The organism is Bradyrhizobium sp. LCT2, from assembly GCF_009931255.1.
GTDB classification, from domain to species: Bacteria; Pseudomonadota; Alphaproteobacteria; order Rhizobiales; family Xanthobacteraceae; genus Bradyrhizobium; species Bradyrhizobium diazoefficiens.
In genome coordinates this window covers 5279616-5295343 of sequence record NZ_CP034432.1, presented here as the reverse complement: position 1 = coordinate 5295343, position 15728 = coordinate 5279616, and the positions used below count along the sequence as shown (strand labels likewise).

At 65.4% G+C, this 15728-nt stretch carries 9 protein-coding genes, 1 tRNA gene and 1 pseudogene; 9 read left to right on the top strand and 2 right to left on the bottom strand.

Annotation, left to right across the window (positions count from 1 at the left end; translation table 11 throughout):
- Window positions 1-65: 65 nt before the first annotated feature.
- A complete protein-coding gene (locus tag EI171_RS25425) occupies window positions 66-2303 on the top strand; it encodes a glycosyltransferase family 41 protein (protein ID WP_161534982.1) in 2238 nt (745 codons plus the stop codon).
- A gap of 19 nt (window positions 2304-2322) precedes the next feature.
- Here EI171_RS25425 and EI171_RS25420 read toward each other — a convergent pair.
- Window positions 2323-3356, bottom strand: a pseudogene (locus EI171_RS25420) (cysteine synthase A).
- Between the two features lie 749 nt (window positions 3357-4105).
- Between EI171_RS25420 and EI171_RS25415 the strand changes: the two are divergent.
- From EI171_RS25415 to EI171_RS44890, 7 genes are all read left to right on the top strand, one after another.
- Window positions 4106-5557: an efflux transporter outer membrane subunit gene (locus EI171_RS25415; RefSeq protein WP_246740259.1), complete on the top strand. Its 1452-nt coding sequence runs from the start codon at window positions 4106-4108 to the stop codon at window positions 5555-5557.
- On the top strand, window positions 5547-6929 hold the full coding sequence (locus EI171_RS25410) for an efflux RND transporter periplasmic adaptor subunit (RefSeq protein ID WP_161534980.1): 1383 nt from the start codon (window positions 5547-5549) through the stop codon (window positions 6927-6929). The genes EI171_RS25415 and EI171_RS25410 overlap by 11 nt, the downstream gene beginning before the upstream one ends.
- A gap of 36 nt (window positions 6930-6965) precedes the next feature.
- Window positions 6966-10115, top strand: coding sequence for an efflux RND transporter permease subunit (locus tag EI171_RS25405; RefSeq protein WP_161534979.1), 3150 nt, complete (start codon window positions 6966-6968; stop codon window positions 10113-10115).
- On the top strand, window positions 10115-13222 hold the full coding sequence (locus EI171_RS25400) for an efflux RND transporter permease subunit (protein ID WP_161534978.1): 3108 nt from the start codon (window positions 10115-10117) through the stop codon (window positions 13220-13222). Before EI171_RS25405 ends, EI171_RS25400 begins: the two co-directional genes overlap by 1 nt.
- A gap of 37 nt (window positions 13223-13259) precedes the next feature.
- Window positions 13260-13994 carry a tRNA-uridine aminocarboxypropyltransferase gene (locus tag EI171_RS25395; RefSeq protein WP_028174085.1) on the top strand — a complete coding sequence of 245 codons (735 nt, stop codon included), beginning with the start codon at window positions 13260-13262 and terminating at the stop codon, window positions 13992-13994.
- Window positions 13995-14146: 152 nt separating this feature from the next.
- Window positions 14147-14220 (top strand) — tRNA-Cys (locus tag EI171_RS25390).
- Between the two features lie 201 nt (window positions 14221-14421).
- Window positions 14422-14568 carry a hypothetical protein gene (locus EI171_RS44890; protein ID WP_165448159.1) on the top strand — a complete coding sequence of 49 codons (147 nt, stop codon included), beginning with the start codon at window positions 14422-14424 and terminating at the stop codon, window positions 14566-14568.
- An 81-nt stretch (window positions 14569-14649) separates the two neighbouring features.
- On the opposite strand, the gene EI171_RS25385 is transcribed toward EI171_RS44890, so the two are convergent.
- Window positions 14650-14844, bottom strand: a complete 195-nt coding sequence (locus EI171_RS25385) for a hypothetical protein (protein ID WP_028174084.1) — start codon at window positions 14842-14844, stop codon at window positions 14650-14652.
- 257 nt (window positions 14845-15101) lie between these two features.
- Between EI171_RS25385 and EI171_RS25380 the strand changes: the two genes are divergently transcribed.
- Complete coding sequence (locus tag EI171_RS25380; protein WP_028174083.1) at window positions 15102-15365, top strand: hypothetical protein; 264 nt, start codon at window positions 15102-15104, stop codon at window positions 15363-15365.
- Window positions 15366-15728: the final 363 nt, after the last annotated feature.

Below are 15728 nucleotides of genomic sequence, written 5' to 3'. Positions count from 1 at the left end.
CCGACCGGCCGGCCCGCCGCGCGAATCAGTTAGACTCGCCGCGGGCCATCTTCCGGAGAGACACCTTGCAGAGCAGCGCCGGCGCGCGCGCATTCCAGAATGCGCGATTGCAGAAGAAATTGAAAAAGCAGGCGGACGCCGTCATCTCTGCCGCGGCAAGCGCCTATGGCCAGGGCAGGTATGCGGAGACCGAGGCGCTCTGCCGCCAGATCGTGCAAGCCGTTCCGGATCATTTCGACGCCACGCACCTGCTCGGCCTGAGCGTGCAACAGGGCGGGCGCCTGGAAGAGGCGCAACAGCTGCTCGAGCGCGCGATCGCGATCGATCCGCGTTCGCACGAGGCCCACAACAATCTCGCGGCCGTGTACGTCGTCCTTCAGAAATTCGAGGCCGCTCGCGCATGCCAGGAGAAGGCGATCGCGCTGAAGCCGAATTTCACGCCGGCCCTGACCGGCCTCGGCAATACCTTGCTCAACATGAACCTGCCCGAGCAGGCGATCGAGATGTACGATCGCGCGATCAGGCTAAAGCCTGACTATGCCGACGCGTTCTGCAACCGTGGCCTGGCCGAGCTTGCGCTGCGCCAGCTTGATCGCGCCAGGCAAAGTTTCGAGCGGGCGCTGCTGTTTCAGCCGCGAAACGTGGAGGCGCTCGTCGGCAAAGGGTTGGTCAATATCGAGCTCAAGAACTTCGACGAGGCAAAGGGCGCGCTCGAGGCGGCGCTCGCGATCAGGCCTGGTTCGGCGAAGATCCTGGCGAACCGCGGACGGCTCAATTTTGAGATGTCGAGGTTGGAACAGGCGGCTGCGGATTTTGACGCAGCCCTTGCGATTTCGCCCAAGCTCGAGGTGGCCTTGCAGGGGAAGGCGCAAGTCTCGCTCGCCGTGGGAAATACGGCGCAGGCGATCCTGGCCTGCACCACGTTGCTGGAGGAAAATCCGCGTTCCGCGAGCGCGATGGCGCTGATGAGTGCTTGTTTTGCAAACCAGGGAGAGATCGCACCAGCGATCGAATTGCTGGATGCCGCGCTGGCCATTGTGACGGATGCCAGCCTGATCGGGCGGAAGATCTTTTTCCTGGACTATCTCTCCGACGCCGATTTCGCTGTTCAGCAGGCCGCCCGAACGCAGTGGTGGGACGCAATCGGCGTCAAATTGGCGCAAAGGAAGCTCGCGCCCCGGCAGTTCGATCCCGACAGGAGGATCGTGATCGGCTATGTCGCTGCCGAGTTCTGGTTCCACTCGGCAGGGTTCACGCTGTTGCCAGTGCTCGCTCATCACGATCATAGCAAATTCGAAATCGTCTGCTATTCGTGCTCACCGGTACGAGATGAAGTGACCGCCAAATTCGAGTCGCTGGCGGACGTCTGGGTCGAGGCCGGGCGGCTCTCGGACGATCAATTGGCCGATCGCATCGAGGCCGACAAGGTCGATATCCTGATCGACGTGTCCGGACACACGACCGGCAACAGGCTCCCTGTCTTTGCGCGGAAGCCGGCCCCCATCCAGGTCTCTGGATTCGGACACGCGACCGGCACTGGCCTTCGGACCATGGACTATGTGCTCGCGGATCCGGTCTTCATTCCGCAATCGGCCCGCCATCTGTTGGCCGAGAAGGTCCATGATCTGCCCTGCCTGATCACGATCGATCCGATCCTGGATGTGCCGCCCTCGGAGCTTCCGATGCTCCGCAATGGCTACGTGACCTTCGGCGTGTTCAACCGGATTTACAAGATTTCGGATGAGGCGATCCGCGTTTGGTCGCGCGTCATGCGTGAGGTGACCGGGTCGAAAATCATCATCAAGCATACTATGCTTGACGATCCCTTGGTGCGCGACCGCCTGATCGCGCGGTTCGTGGCGCATGGCGTCGCCGAAGCAAACATCACTTGCCTGGGCTCGAGCCCGCGCGCCGAGCATCTGCGGGCCTTTGCCAATGTCGATATTTCGCTCGACACGTTCCCGCAAAATGGCGGCGTCAGCACCTGGGAATCCCTCTATGCGGGCGTTCCGGTCGTCGCCAAGCTCGGTAAAGGTGCCTCCTCGCGCGCCGGTGCCTCCATCGTGGCGGCCGTCGGTCTTGCCGACTGGGTTGCCGATGACGACGCGGGCTATGCCGCGATCGCGTGCAAATTTGCGGCGCAGCCCGCTCATCTGGCGAAGTTGCGCGCGGAGTTGCCGGCTCAGATCGCGGCCTCGCCCGCCGGCAATGTCGAGATCTACACGCGCGAGGTCGAAGCGGGTTATCGCCAGTTCTGGCGCGACTATTGTGCGGTTGCCTCGGAACGCGGCGAGGTGGCGTGAACCAGCCGAACCGCGACGATCAAACGAAGGGCGGCTTGATGTTGCTGCGCTTCTCCAGCCATTCCGGCACCGGAAGGTTCTTGGCGCGCATGAAGTCCGCATTGAACAGTTTTGACTGATAGCGGCTGCCGGAATCGCAGAGCACGGTGACGACGGTCTTGCCGGGGCCGAGCTGCTTGGCGAGGCGTATCGCGCCGGCGATGTTGATGCCGGTCGAGCCGCCGAGGCACAGGCCTTCGTGCTGGAGCAGGTCGTAGATCTCCGTGACGGCGTCAGTGTCGGGAATGAGATAGGCGTCATCGACCTTCGCGCTCTCGACGATCGCGGTCGCCCGGTTGAGGCCGATCCCTTCGGTGATCGAACCGCCCGGCGTCGCCTTGGCTTCGCCGGTCCTGAAATACTCGAACATCCCGGCACGTGCGGGTCGGCGCAGGCGATCCGGACGTTCTTGTTCTTCTCCTTCAGAAGGCGGCTGACGCCGGCGAGCGTGCCGCCGCTGCCGACCGAGCAGACGAACCCGTCGACCTTGCCGCCGGTCTGCTCCCAGATCTCCGGCCCCGTGGACTCGTAATGCGCTTTCGCATTGTCGAGATTGTTCCACTGGTCGGCGAACAGCACGCCGTTAGGCTCGGTCTTGCGCAGCTCGTCGGCGAGCCGGCGGCCGACATGCTGGTAGTTGTTGGGATTGGCGTAAGGAAGCGCCGGCACCTCGATCAGCTCGGCGCCGCACAGCTTGAGAAAGTCCTTCTTCTCCTGGCTCTGCGTCTCCGGGATCACGATCAGCGTGCGATAGCCGCGGGCACTCGCCACGACCGCGAGCCCGATGCCGGTATTGCCGGCAGTCGCTTCCACCACGAGACCGCCGGGCTTGAGCTCGCCGCGCTTCTCGGCCTCCAGGATCATCCACTTGCCGGCGCGGTCCTTCACCGACTGGCCCGGATTCATGAACTCGGCCTTGCCCAGAATGGTGCAGCCGGTCGCCTCCGAGGCGCGCTTGAGCTTGATCAGCGGGGTGTTGCCAATGGCTTCGACAACGTCGTTTCGAATGGTCATGTCAGGGGGAAATCACTGGCAAGGGGTTGATCAGGTTGGCCAGAACCTAGTGCCTGGAAGGCCAAAGGGGAAGGCTTTTGCGCTGCGGCGAAACGGGTGGAAGTGCTCCTCCGGGCAACCATATTTCGGGGGAAGATCGGCGAGGGCGATCCTGAGCTGTGGCGCCGGATTTCGGTGGAATGATTTGTCCGACAACTGTCAGGGCATGGAAGATAATGGTCGTCGCGATCAACCTTGGCGCCCAATCTCCGCCGGGGCGAGATGGCGGACGACACATCTGCACAACAGCTGCATATTCCTTCTCGATCACTGCCGGCTTCGTGACGATGGCCCGCCGCGGTTTGAGGTGGAGCCAAAGCCGCATAAAGCTTGTTGCCGACCAATGCTCCGCCGGATCAAACGGATCCGTGTGGGTGTGGCGCCAATATCACATGAAATCTTGGTAAGCTTGAATCCGCTTCGCGATGGCGGAAAAATACGAGAAGTCTTTGCAAGACAGCCATATCTTGCACTTTCATGGCGCGGATATCCGCGCATCCGGGTCGCCATCTCGCACCTGCGGGACTGTCCCGCTGTTCCGCGCCCGGCTAGTATGAAGCTCAAAGTTCCGCTGAAAGCATCACCGTTGTGATCGAGCTACACGAAGCCCCCCGACTGTCCGGCCGCGAATCGGTTAATCCGGCTGCGCGGTGGCGGCTCGGTCTGCCCGGCGGGGGGTGGAAGTGACACAGCATGTTCTGGCGACCGTCATGCGGCGGTCTCTGGGTTCTGCGTCCCGGACGCGTCGTGCGGCGCGCTGGCTTGCGGTGCTGTGCCTCGCCGCCGGTTCAGGCGGTTGCGTGCTGACGCAGGATCTTCCGGATCCCGCGCTCGATGTTCCCACGCAGTACAAATACGCCGGGAAGGGGGATACGCCGCCGTCGCTGGATTGGTGGCGCGGCTTCCGTTCCGCCGAGCTGACGCAGCTGATGGAGGAGGCGCAGACCGTCAACCTCGACATCGCCGCCGCCGTCTCGCGCATCGTCCAGGCGGACGCCCAGGCGCGGCAGGCGGGCGCCGCGCTGCTGCCGAGCGTGTCGACCGGCGGATCGGAAACCTATTCACGCACCTCGGGCTCGTCGTCCTCGGGTCTCACCAACGGCGGCCGCGAGGTCGTCAATTATTCGGCTTCGCTGAGCGCGAGCTACCAGCTCGATTTCTGGGGCCAGAATCGCGACGCACTCCAGACCGCGGAGGAGACAGCGAACGCCAACCGTTTCGATCGTGACGTCGTCGCGCTCACGACGCTGGCGAGTGTCGCCAACGCCTATTTCCAGGTGCTGACCTCGCAGGATCGCCTCAGGACCTCCCAGCGCAACATCGCGAGCGCGCAACGCATCCTCGATGCCGTCAAGGAGCGTCGCAAGGCCGGCACCGGCACCGATCTCGACGTTGCCCAGCAGGAGAGCGTGGTCGCCAACCAGAAGGCGCTGGTGCCGCCGCTGCGCCAGACGCTCGACCAGAACGTCAACGCGCTCGCCGTGCTGGTCTCGCGCCCGCCCGAGAGCGTGCGCGTGCTCGGCGGCTCCCTGGACCGGATCGCGATCCCGCGCGTGACGCCTGGCCTGCCGTCGGAGCTGCTGACGCAGCGGCCGGACATCCGCCGGCAGGAGGCGCAGCTCGCCTCGGCCACCGCGAACATCGGCAATGCCCGCGCGCAGTTCTTTCCGACCATCCAGCTCACCGGCAATGGCGGCTATCAGAGCTCGGCGCTGGTGTCGCTGTTCCAGCCGCATGCGGCCTTCTTCCAGCTGGTCGACAGTGCCACCCAGCCGATCTTCGACGGCGGCAAGATCCTCGGCAATTTCGAATTTGCCAAGGCGCGGCAGGACGAACTGCTCCAGACCTACCGCAAGACCATCGTCCAGGCCTTCGCCGACGTCGACAATGCGCTGTTCTCGATCAAGCAGACTACGATCAAGCTGCAATTGCAGCGCGATGTCGTCACCGCCTCGCGGCGCGCGTTCGATCTGTCGGAGCAGCAATTGCGCGCCGGCACCGCCGATATCGTGACCGTGCTCAACACCCAGCTGACCCTGTTTCAGGCGGAAGACGCGCTGTCGCAGGCCCAACTCGCACGGCTTCTCGCCATCGTCAGCCTGTATCAGGCGCTCGGCGGCGGCTGGGAACCGAGGATGGAGAAACCGGTCAATGCTCTTTAAGCCGGATAAGAAGGATGACGCGAAGGCGGGGACGGTGACGAAATCGTCGCGCGGCGGCTTCATCCTGACTCTGGTCACGCTCGCGATCCTCGGCGGCCTCGGCTATCTCGGCTGGACCGTGTGGCATCAGCAGCCGCAGCAGGCGAACGGCCGCAACCAGCGCCCCGATCTGCCGGTGCCGGTGCTGGCGGCAACGCCCCGCATCCAGGACGTCCCGGTCTATCTCGACGGCGTCGGCGCGATCCGCGCGCTCAACACCGTGACCGTGCGCTCGCAGGTCGACGGCAAGCTGATCGCGGTCAATTTCACCGAAGGCCAGGACGTCAAGAAGGGCGACGTGGTCGGCGAGATCGATCCCGCGCTCTATCAGGCGACGTACGATCAGGCGGTCGCCAAGAAGGCGCAGGACCAGGCCCAGCTCGCCAACCAGCGCATTGACCTCACCCGCTATGAGCAGCTCGCCGCCTCCAACGCCGGCTCCAAGCAGCAGGCCGATACGCAGCGCGCGCTGGTCGCCCAGACCGAGGCGCTGGTGAAGGCCGACCAGGCCGCGATCGACAATGCGGCGGCGACGCTGAGCTATACCAAGATCGTTGCGCCGATCTCGGGGCGCGCCGGCCTGCGCCAGGTCGACCAGGGCAACATCATCCACGCCGCCGACACCACCGGCCTCGTCGTCATCACGCAATTGCAGCCGATCGCGGTGTGGTTCAGCCTGCCGCAGCAGCAGATCATGCGGGTCAATGCGGCCGCCGCCAAGGGCGCGCTCGCAGTCGACGTGTTCGGCAATGACGGCGTCACCGTGATCGACACCGGCAAGCTGACCGGCATCGACAACCAGGTCGACCAGACCACCGGCACGCTCAGGCTCAAGGCTGAGTTCCCCAACGCCAATTACCAGCTCTGGCCGGGCCAGTTCGTCAATGTCCGCCTCAAGGTCGAGACCTTGATGCAGGCGCTGGTCGTCCCGACGTCGGCGGTCCAGCGCGGTCCGATCGGCACCTTCAGCTATGTCATCGGCGAAGACAACGTCGTCTCGGCCAAGCCCGTGACGGTGACGCAGCAGAACGAGCATGACGCGGTGATCGCCAGCGGCCTGTCGGCGAACGACCGCGTCGTGACGACAGGCTTTGCCAATCTGTCCGATGGCTCAAAGGTCGTCGTCGGACGCGACGACCAGACGCCGTCGGCCGACCTCGCGCCGCGCAAGCGCTCGCGCGGGCCGGACGCTCAGAAAAAGGATGGCGCCAAGGACGGCCAAAAGGACGGCGAGCCCCGCGCCAAGCGGAGCAGCAGCGAAGGCGACCAGAAGGGACAGACCGGGCCGGCACCGGGACCCGGGGCAACGGGAAGTGGAGCCAAGCAGCCATGATCCCGACAACAGCCGCCTGAGCGGCAGGCGCATCCCATGGGTGTCTCCGAACCCTTCATCCGCCGTCCCATCGCGACCTCGCTGCTCGGCATCGCGCTCCTGATCGGCGGGCTGCTGGGCTATTTCTCGCTCCCGGTCTCGGCGCTGCCGCAGGTCGACTTCCCGACCGTGCAGGTGACGACGCAGCTGCCGGGCGCCAGCCCCGACGTGATCGCCTCGCTGATTACCGCGCCGCTGGAGCGGCAGCTCGGCCAGATCCCGTCGCTGTCGGCGATGAACTCGACGAGCTCGTTCGGCGTCAGCCAGATCTCGCTCCAGTTCGACCTCAACCGCGACATCGACGGCGCGACCCAGGACGTCCAGGCCGCGATCAACGCCGCAGCCGGCGTGCTGCCCAAGACGCTGCCTTATCCGCCGACCTACGCCAAGGTGAACCCGGCGGATGCGCCAGTCATGACGCTGGCGCTGCGTTCGGACACGATCTCGCTGCGGGCGATGAGCGACATCGCCGATACGCTTCTGGCACAACGGCTGAGCCAGATCTCCGGCGTCGGGCGCGTTTCCGTGCTCGGCGGGCTGAAGCCGGCCGTGCGCATCCAGGCGGATCTGGCGCGGCTGGCGGCCTATGGCATCGCCATGGAAGATCTGCGCACCGCGATCGCCAATGCCAACGTCTCGGGCCCGAAGGGCTCGCTCGACGGCGCGCAGCAATCCTACATCATCGCCGCCAACGACCAGATCGCCGCCGCCGAGGCCTACAAGCCTGTCATCATCGCCTATCGCAACGGCTCGCCGGTCACGATCGCCGACGTCGCGCAGATCGTCGATGGCCTGGAGAACGACCGCACCGGCGGCTGGTACCAGGGCACGCCGGCCGTCATCATCGACATCCAGCGCCAACCCGGCGCCAACGTCATCGACGTCGTCAGCCAGATCCGCGCCGAAATCCCGAAGGTCCAGCGCGCGATCCCGGCCGGCGTGAACCTCACCATCGTCTCCGACCGCACCGTCACCATCCGCGCCTCGGTGCGCGACGTGCAGTTCACGCTGATCCTCAGCGTCGTCTTGGTGACGCTGGTGGTGCTGCTGTTCCTGCGCTCGCTCAGGGCCACGCTGATCGCCGGCGTGGCGTTGCCGCTGTCGCTGATCACGAGCTTCGGCATCATGTATTTTGCCGGCTTCAGCCTCGACAATCTGTCGCTGATGGCGCTCACCATCGGCACCGGATTCGTCGTCGACGACGCCATCGTGATGATCGAGAACATCGTCCGCCACATGGAGAATGGCGACGGGCCGATGGAGGCTTCGCTGAAAGGCGCGAGCGAAATCGGCTTCACGGTGATCTCGCTGACGGTGTCGCTGATCGCGGTGTTCATCCCGCTTCTGTTCATGTCGGGCCTCGTCGGGCGCATGTTCCGCGAATTCGCGCTGACGCTGACGATCGCGGTCGTGACCTCGGCCGTGGTCTCGCTGACGCTGACGCCGATGATGTGCTCGCGGCTGCTGAGGCACGCCCATGAGGAAGTGGCGGTACCGGGCCTCGCTGCGATCAGCCGCTTCATCGACCGCACCGTCGAGTTCTATCACCGCACGCTGCTCTGGGTTCTGGAGCGCCAGCGCGCCACGCTGGTCGTGACCTTCGCCACGCTGATCGCAACCCTCGTCCTCTACGTCGTGGCGCCAAAGGGCTTCCTGCCGCTTCAGGACACCGCCTCGATCACGGCGGTGACGGAGGCCGGACCCGACGTCTCGTTCGCGGAGATGCAGAAGCGGCAGGCCGAGGCCGCCGACGCCATCAAGGCAGACCCCGACGTGGTCGGCGTCGTCTCGGTGATCGGCGCCGGCTCGGTCAATCCGACCACCAATGTCGGCCGTCTCGTCATGACCTTGAAACCGCGCGGCGAGCGGCGTGACGACGTCAGCGTGGTCGTGACCCGGCTGAAGCAGAGGGTGTCGGGCATCCCCGGCATGACCGTCTATTTCCAGCCGGTGCAGGACGTGCAGATCTCGACCCAGTCGAGCCGCTCGCAATACCAGTACACGCTGACCGGCACCGATGCGGCGCTGGTGTCGGAATGGGCGCGCAAGCTGGTTGCGGAGATGCGGCGCGATCCCTTGTTCCGCGACGTTTCCTCGGAGGCGCAGGAGGGCGGCCTGCGGGCGCAGCTCGATGTGGATCGAACGCGGGCGGGCCAGCTCGGCGTGAGCCTGCAAGGCATCACCGACACGCTGAACGACGCCTTCGCGCAGCGGCAGATCTCGACCATCTACGGCCAGGCCAACCAGTACCGCGTCGTGCTGGAGGCGCTGCCGATGTACCAGCGCGATCCCTCGATCCTGTCGAAGCTCTATCTGCCGGGCGCCGCGAGCGCCACCGTCGGCGCGCCCAACGCCCAGGTGCCGCTGTCGGCGGTGGCGACGCTGAAGCGCACCACGGCGCCGCTTGCCATCTCGCACCAGGCGCAATTCCCGGCGATCTCGCTCAGCTTCAACCTCGCGCCCGGCGCGGCCCTCGGCGATGCCGTCGAAGCGGTGAAGACGATCGAGACCCGCATCGAAATGCCCAACAGCATCGTCGGGGTCTATGCGGGTGACGCGGCCGAATTCGCCAAGGCGCTCGCCGGCCAGCCCTGGCTGCTGCTCGCCGCCGTCATCACGATCTACATCGTGCTCGGCGTGCTCTATGAGAGCTACATCCATCCGATCACCATCCTCTCGACGCTGCCCTCGGCCGGCGTCGGCGCGATCCTGGCGCTGGTCCTGTGCGGACAGGATCTCTCGGTGATCGGCCTGATCGGCATCATCCTGTTGATGGGCATCGTCAAGAAGAACGCGATCATGATGATCGACTTCGCGCTCGAGGCCGAGCGCGGGCAGGGGATGTCGCCCAACGAGGCGATCGTGCAGGCGTGTCTCTTGCGTTTCCGCCCGATCATGATGACGACGCTGGCCGCGCTGTTCGGCGCGCTGCCGCTGGCGATCGAGAGCGGCACCGGCGCCGAGCTGCGCTTTCCGCTCGGCATCTCCATCATCGGCGGCCTGCTGCTGAGCCAGCTCCTGACGCTCTACACCACGCCCGTGATCTACCTGGCGCTCGACCGCATCAACCGCCGCCTCGAGCAGGCGCTGCCGCCGGCCGAGTCCGGCGGCCCGCCGGTCGCGGGCGCGACCGAGGGGATGCAGTGATGGCATCGATCTCGGAGCCCTTCATCCGCCGCCCGGTCGCGACCACGCTGCTGTCGATCGGGTTGTTCCTGCTGGGTGTCGTCGCCTACGAGTTCCTGCCTGTCGCCTCGGTCCCGAACGTCGACTTCCCCGCCATCTTCGTCTCGGCCAGCCGGCCCGGCGCCGACCCTTCCGTGATGGCGGCGACTGTGGCCTCGCCGCTGGAGCGGCGGTTAGGTGAGATATCGGGCATCAACCAGATCACCTCGACGTCGTCGCTCGGCGTCACCAACATCCAGCTCCAGTTCGACATCGGCCGCAACATCGACAAGGCCGCGCGCGACGTGCAGGCCGCGATCAACGCCTCGTTGGTGGACCTGCCGAGCGATCTGCCGACCCTCCCGCGCTTCCGGAAAGCGAACACGGCCGGCGCGCCCGTCTTCGTGCTGGCGCTGACCTCGAAGACACTGTCGGCGAGCGCGATCTACGACGTCGCCGATACGGTGCTGGCGCAGCGCATCTCGCAGGTGCCGGGGGTCGGCGACGTGACGGTCAGCGGCGCCGACCAGCCGGCCGTGCGGGTGCAGCTGAACCCCGTCGCGCTGTCGAACGCCGGCATCGCCACCGACGACGTGCGGACCGCAATCGTCAACGCCAATCCGCTTGGTCCCGTCGGCATCTTCAACGGCGAGCGCCAGAGCGAGACGCTGTCGCTGAACAAGCAGATGCGCACCGCGAAAGAGTTCCGCGACATCGTCATCAAGAGCTCCAACGGCAATTTCGTCCGGCTTTCCGACGTCGCCGAAATCGAGGACTCCGTCCGCAACGCCCGCTCGATCGCCTGGTTCAACAAGCAGCCGGCGGTGCTGATCCAGATCACCAAGCAGGGCGATGCCAACGTCATCGACACCGTCGACCGCGTGAAGGCGCTGATCCCCGAGCTGAAGCAATGGATTCCGGCCGGCGTGGACATTTCCACCCTGGTCGATCGCACCAGCACGATCCGCGCCAGCGTCCTCGACATGCAGTGGACCCTGCTGGCAACCGCCATCCTCGTGATGCTCGTCGTGTTCGTGTTCCTGCGGCGGATGACGCCGACGATCGCGGCCGGCATCTCGGTGCCGCTGGCGCTGGCCGGCACCTGCGCCGGGATGTGGGTCGCGGGCTTCTCGATCGACAATCTGTCTCTGATGGCGCTCGCGATCTCCGTCGGCTTCGTGGTCGACGACGCCATCGTCATGATCGAGAACATGTTCCGCAATCTCGAGCACGGCATGCGGCCGTTCGAGGCGGCGCTGGAGGGGGCGAAGCAGATCGGATTCACCGTGGTGTCGATCAGCCTGTCGCTGATCGCCGCCTTCACCCCGCTGATCTTCATGGACGGCATCGTCGGCCGCCTGCTGCGCGAATTCTCGCTGACGCTCACATTCGCGATCCTGGTCTCGACGCTGGTGTCGCTGACCGTGACGCCGATGATCTGCGCCCATTACATCCGGCAGACCACCTCCGGCACGGCGACGCTGTTCGATCGCCTGATCGAGGGCTCGCTGTCGCGCATCGTCGCCTTCTACACCCGCACCCTGCGCACCGTGCTGGAATTCCCGCTGCTGACGCTGCTGGTGTTCTTCGCCACCATCGGTCTCACGGTGACGCTCTACATCAAGGTCCCCAAGGGTTATTTCCCGACCGACGATTCCGGCTTCGTCATCGGCGCGACGCGCGCCTCGGCCGACATCTCGTTCCAGTCGATGCTCGGCCTCCAGCAGCGGCTCGCCGACATCGTGATGCAGGATCCGGCCGTGGCCGGCATCGGCTCGACCGTCGGCAGCGGAGGCGGGGGCCCGGGGGCGGCGACCTCGAACCGCGGCACCATGTTCATCAGCCTGAAGCCGCCGGAGGAGCGCGACCACGTCTCGACACAGGTCGTGATCGACCGTCTCAGGCGCGCGCTGTTCCCGGTGCCCGGCATCCGCCTCTTCATGTTCGCCGCCCAGGACGTGCGCGCCGGCGGACGACAGAGCGATTCCGACTACCAGTACACGCTCTCCTCGACCGATCTCGACCTGTTGCAGAAATGGGCGCCGATCGTCGCCAAGCGCATGGAGAGCGTCGAAGGCATCACCGACATTTCCAGCGATCGCGATCCCGGCGGGCTTCAGCTGACGCTCAGCATCGACCGCCAGAAGGCCTCGGCGCTCGGCGTCAAGGTTCAGGACATCGACAACGCGCTGAACAACGCGTTCTCGCAGCGGCAGATCTCGATCATCTACACCCAGCGCAACCAGTACATGACCGTGCTGGAGATCGACCCGAAATTCCAGGTCGATCCCTCGAACCTCGATCGCATCTATGTCGCCGGCGCCGGCGACGTGCAGGTGCCTCTGTCGGCCGTGGTGCGCGCGACGCGCGGCCTTGCCGCGCTCGCGGTCTATCATTCGCAGTCATTTCCTTCGACCACGGTGTCGTTCAACCTGTTGCCCGACGTGCCGCTCCAGGCCGCGACGCAGAACATCCAGCGCGCGGTCGAGGAGCTGCATATGCCGGAAGGCATCCGCGGCAGCTTCGACGGCAATGCCGGCGATTTCGCCAGGACCAGCGGCCGCCAGCCGCTGCTGATCCTCGGTGCGCTCGTGGCGATGTATATCGTGCTCGGGGTGCTCTATGAGAGCCTCGCCCATCCGCTCACGATCATCTCGACGCTGCCCTCGGCCGGCCTCGGCGCGCTGCTGGCCCTGCAGATCACCAACACGCCGCTGACGGTGATCGCCTTCGTCGGCATCATCCTCTTGATCGGCATCGTCAAGAAGAACGGCATCATGATGGTGGACTTCGCGCTCGACGCCGAGCGCCAGCGCGGCCTGTCCTCGGCGGAGGCGATCTTCGAGGCCTGCCAGGCCCGGTTTCGCCCCATCCTGATGACGACGATGGCGGCGCTGTTCGCCGGCATTCCGCTGGTCGTTGCGACCGGGCCCGGCACCGAGCTCCGCCGTCCGCTCGGCATCACCATCATCGGCGGCCTGTTCGTCTCGCAGATCCTGACGCTCTACACCACGCCCGTGATCTACCTGCTGATCGACCGCCTGCGGCGGCGAACAGGGCCGCGTCCGCTGCCCGCACCGGCGGAATAGGTTGTTGAACCGCCGTGCAAAGCGTATAGCGGCGGCCATGTCGAACCCTACTGCCGCCGCGCCGGCCGACCCGATCCCCGAATGTCCGCACTGCCAGAAGCCGATGCCGCTGTGCATCTGCGACAGTGTCGCGCCCATTGAAAATCGCCTCGGCCTCTTGATCCTCCAGCATCCGCAGGAGCAGGACAGGGCGCTCGGTACCGCGCGGTTGACTGCGAAGCACTTCCCCAATGCCGTGGTGCGCGTCGGCCTGTCCTGGCCGAGCCTGTCCAAGGCGCTCGGGCAGCCGGTCGAGAATGCCTCCCACTGGGCCGTGCTCTATCTTGGCTCGGCCCGCGCGGCCGATCTCGAAGCCGAGGCCGAGATCGTCGCGCTCAACCGCAAGGGCGAGGTCGCGGACAACCAGCGCGCGATCCTCGGCAAGCTCGAAGGCGTCGTGCTGCTCGACGGCACTTGGAGCCAGGCCAAGGCGCTGTGGTGGCGCAATCCGTGGATGCTCAAATGCCAGCGCGTGATCCTCAACCCGTCGCGCCCCTCGCGCTACGGGCGCCTGCGCAAGGAGCCGCGCAAGGACGGGCTGTCGACTATCGAAGCGGCTGCTGCGATCCTGGCAGGCCTCGAGCGGCGCCCCGACATCGCCGAGACGCTGCATGCGAGCTTCGAGCGGATGCTGACGCGCTATCGCGAGGTGCAGGCGGAGATGCCTGAACTGGCGCCGAAGCCGGTGGTCAAGGACCGCCGGCGCGGTGTCCGGCGGGGCAAGCGAGCCTGACTTCGGCCTACATCATCCGCGCGATCCTGCTGGTTCGCCGCTGCCGGCGCGACCGAGGAGATTCTCGGCCGATATCTCGCTGGCGCGAAGGCTTAGCCGCCCGGTCGGGGTTGCCTAAGCCATTGATCCCCTATATTGGTCCGCCCTTACGGGGCCACGTGGCGGAGTGGTTACGCAACGGTCTGCAAAACCGTGTACACCAGTTCAATTCTGGTCGTGGCCTCCATCACAAGCTTCTGATTTTTCAGCCAAAAATCAAATTCGGCGCAGGTTCCACCGATGCCGCTCGCCGTCGGCTGTCGCGGTGGGGCGGGACGCTGCCACCGGGTTTGCCCGGGGCTTGGCGGAAACCAGCGATTCAGGCCCGATGGCATAGACTTCGCATCTGCGAAGTGATGCGTCACGAACCCTGAAAACTGGAGAGCACGTGAGCGACGTCGTTCGATTTGTCCCGAAATCCGAGCTGGAGCGGGCCCGCCTCATCCGCGAGGCCCGTGCGATCTATGACAGCATCTTTCCGCCGGCCGCACCCGACCGGGTGCCGCAGGACGGCGAGGAGCGCGTCAAGAATTGATCGTGGCCGCGCCGGGTTCCGGCGCATGGCGATGCCAAACCGCCCAGCAGGCGGGCGCATTCGTTCACGGTGAAGGTACCCTCAGCAGGCCGCGTACCAGCCGTCGGGAAACGGCAGCATGGGCCAGGCGCCCTCATTGTCGTTGGCGGCTTTGGGCGTTGCGTCGAAGCTCCACGAGCGGGGCACGAATTCCTCCTCCGGCGCGGGCGCAAAATCGTCATGGACGATGGCGTCGCGGACGGCATCCAGCAGCAAGTTGAATTCGGCTTCGCTCATCGCACCCTCCGGAACGCGGATGGCGCAATGTCGCAAAGCCGGTTTGTTGCCCGATTGAGCCGATCGTTCGCATTTTAACGATCCGGCGATCAGGTCCCGTATGGTTAGCGATTCCTGAAAATCCCCGCGGGAACTTAGGCGTCCCGGGCTGGCTGCCCGTGTGAAAGGGATCACATTCTCCGCGATTTATTTCTCCTACCCCTGCACACATCGGCCAACGCTGGCCGGGGCGGGCAGGGCAGACAGGAGACTTCGTCATGAAGGCAAGGTTCTTGCGGTTTGCGGGTGTGAAGAGCCGGGCGCGCCGCGCCTCCACGGTCGGACTGTTCCTGACGCTGTTTGCCTCCGCGGCTCACGCGCAGCAGGGAACGGCGGAGCAGCGCCGGGCCTGCACCCCCGACGTCTACCGGCTCTGCGCCGGCGAGATCCCCAATGTCCGCGCCATCACGGCCTGCCTGCGCCGTAACCGGTCAAGCTTGAGCGAGGCTTGCCGTTCCGTGTTCGATCAGGCCGGCGGCTGACATAGCGGGTCTGTGAGTTTGTGCGCAGCAAGTGGCTCGTGCGGCCTCGCGAATCCGGCATAGTCACCCTGTGGATATGCTGCGGACAGGCTGTGGAGGGGCGGTGATCTGCTTCGGATATCGCACGCAGATACGTCCGTAACGCGTCACATCTCTGTCAAATGACCCAATCGAATGGTTCCCTGATCGTGCAGACCCCTGCGTGATACGAGATCATTTGGTTCCGCCGAATTCGGAATATCGATTCACCGCGCGCAAAGCCTGCGAACAGTTTTTGTGCAGCGGCTTGCCCAAATTGCGGGCCCCCTCCATCCAATTTTTTGTACGCCCGCGGACAAGCTTTCCCCGGCGCACTCCACCTAG

Coding starts and splice junctions, on each gene's coding strand:
- EI171_RS25415 (WP_246740259.1), top strand. CDS start 4,106: ATGCGGCGGTCTCTGGGTTCTGCGTCCCGGACGCGTCGTGCGGCGCGC.
- EI171_RS25410 (WP_161534980.1), top strand. CDS start 5,547: ATGCTCTTTAAGCCGGATAAGAAGGATGACGCGAAGGCGGGGACGGTG.
- EI171_RS25405 (WP_161534979.1), top strand. CDS start 6,966: ATGGGTGTCTCCGAACCCTTCATCCGCCGTCCCATCGCGACCTCGCTG.
- EI171_RS25400 (WP_161534978.1), top strand. CDS start 10,115: ATGGCATCGATCTCGGAGCCCTTCATCCGCCGCCCGGTCGCGACCACG.
- EI171_RS25395 (WP_028174085.1), top strand. CDS start 13,260: ATGTCGAACCCTACTGCCGCCGCGCCGGCCGACCCGATCCCCGAATGT.
- EI171_RS25385 (WP_028174084.1), bottom strand. CDS start 14,844: ATGAGCGAAGCCGAATTCAACTTGCTGCTGGATGCCGTCCGCGACGCC.
- EI171_RS25380 (WP_028174083.1), top strand. CDS start 15,102: ATGAAGGCAAGGTTCTTGCGGTTTGCGGGTGTGAAGAGCCGGGCGCGC.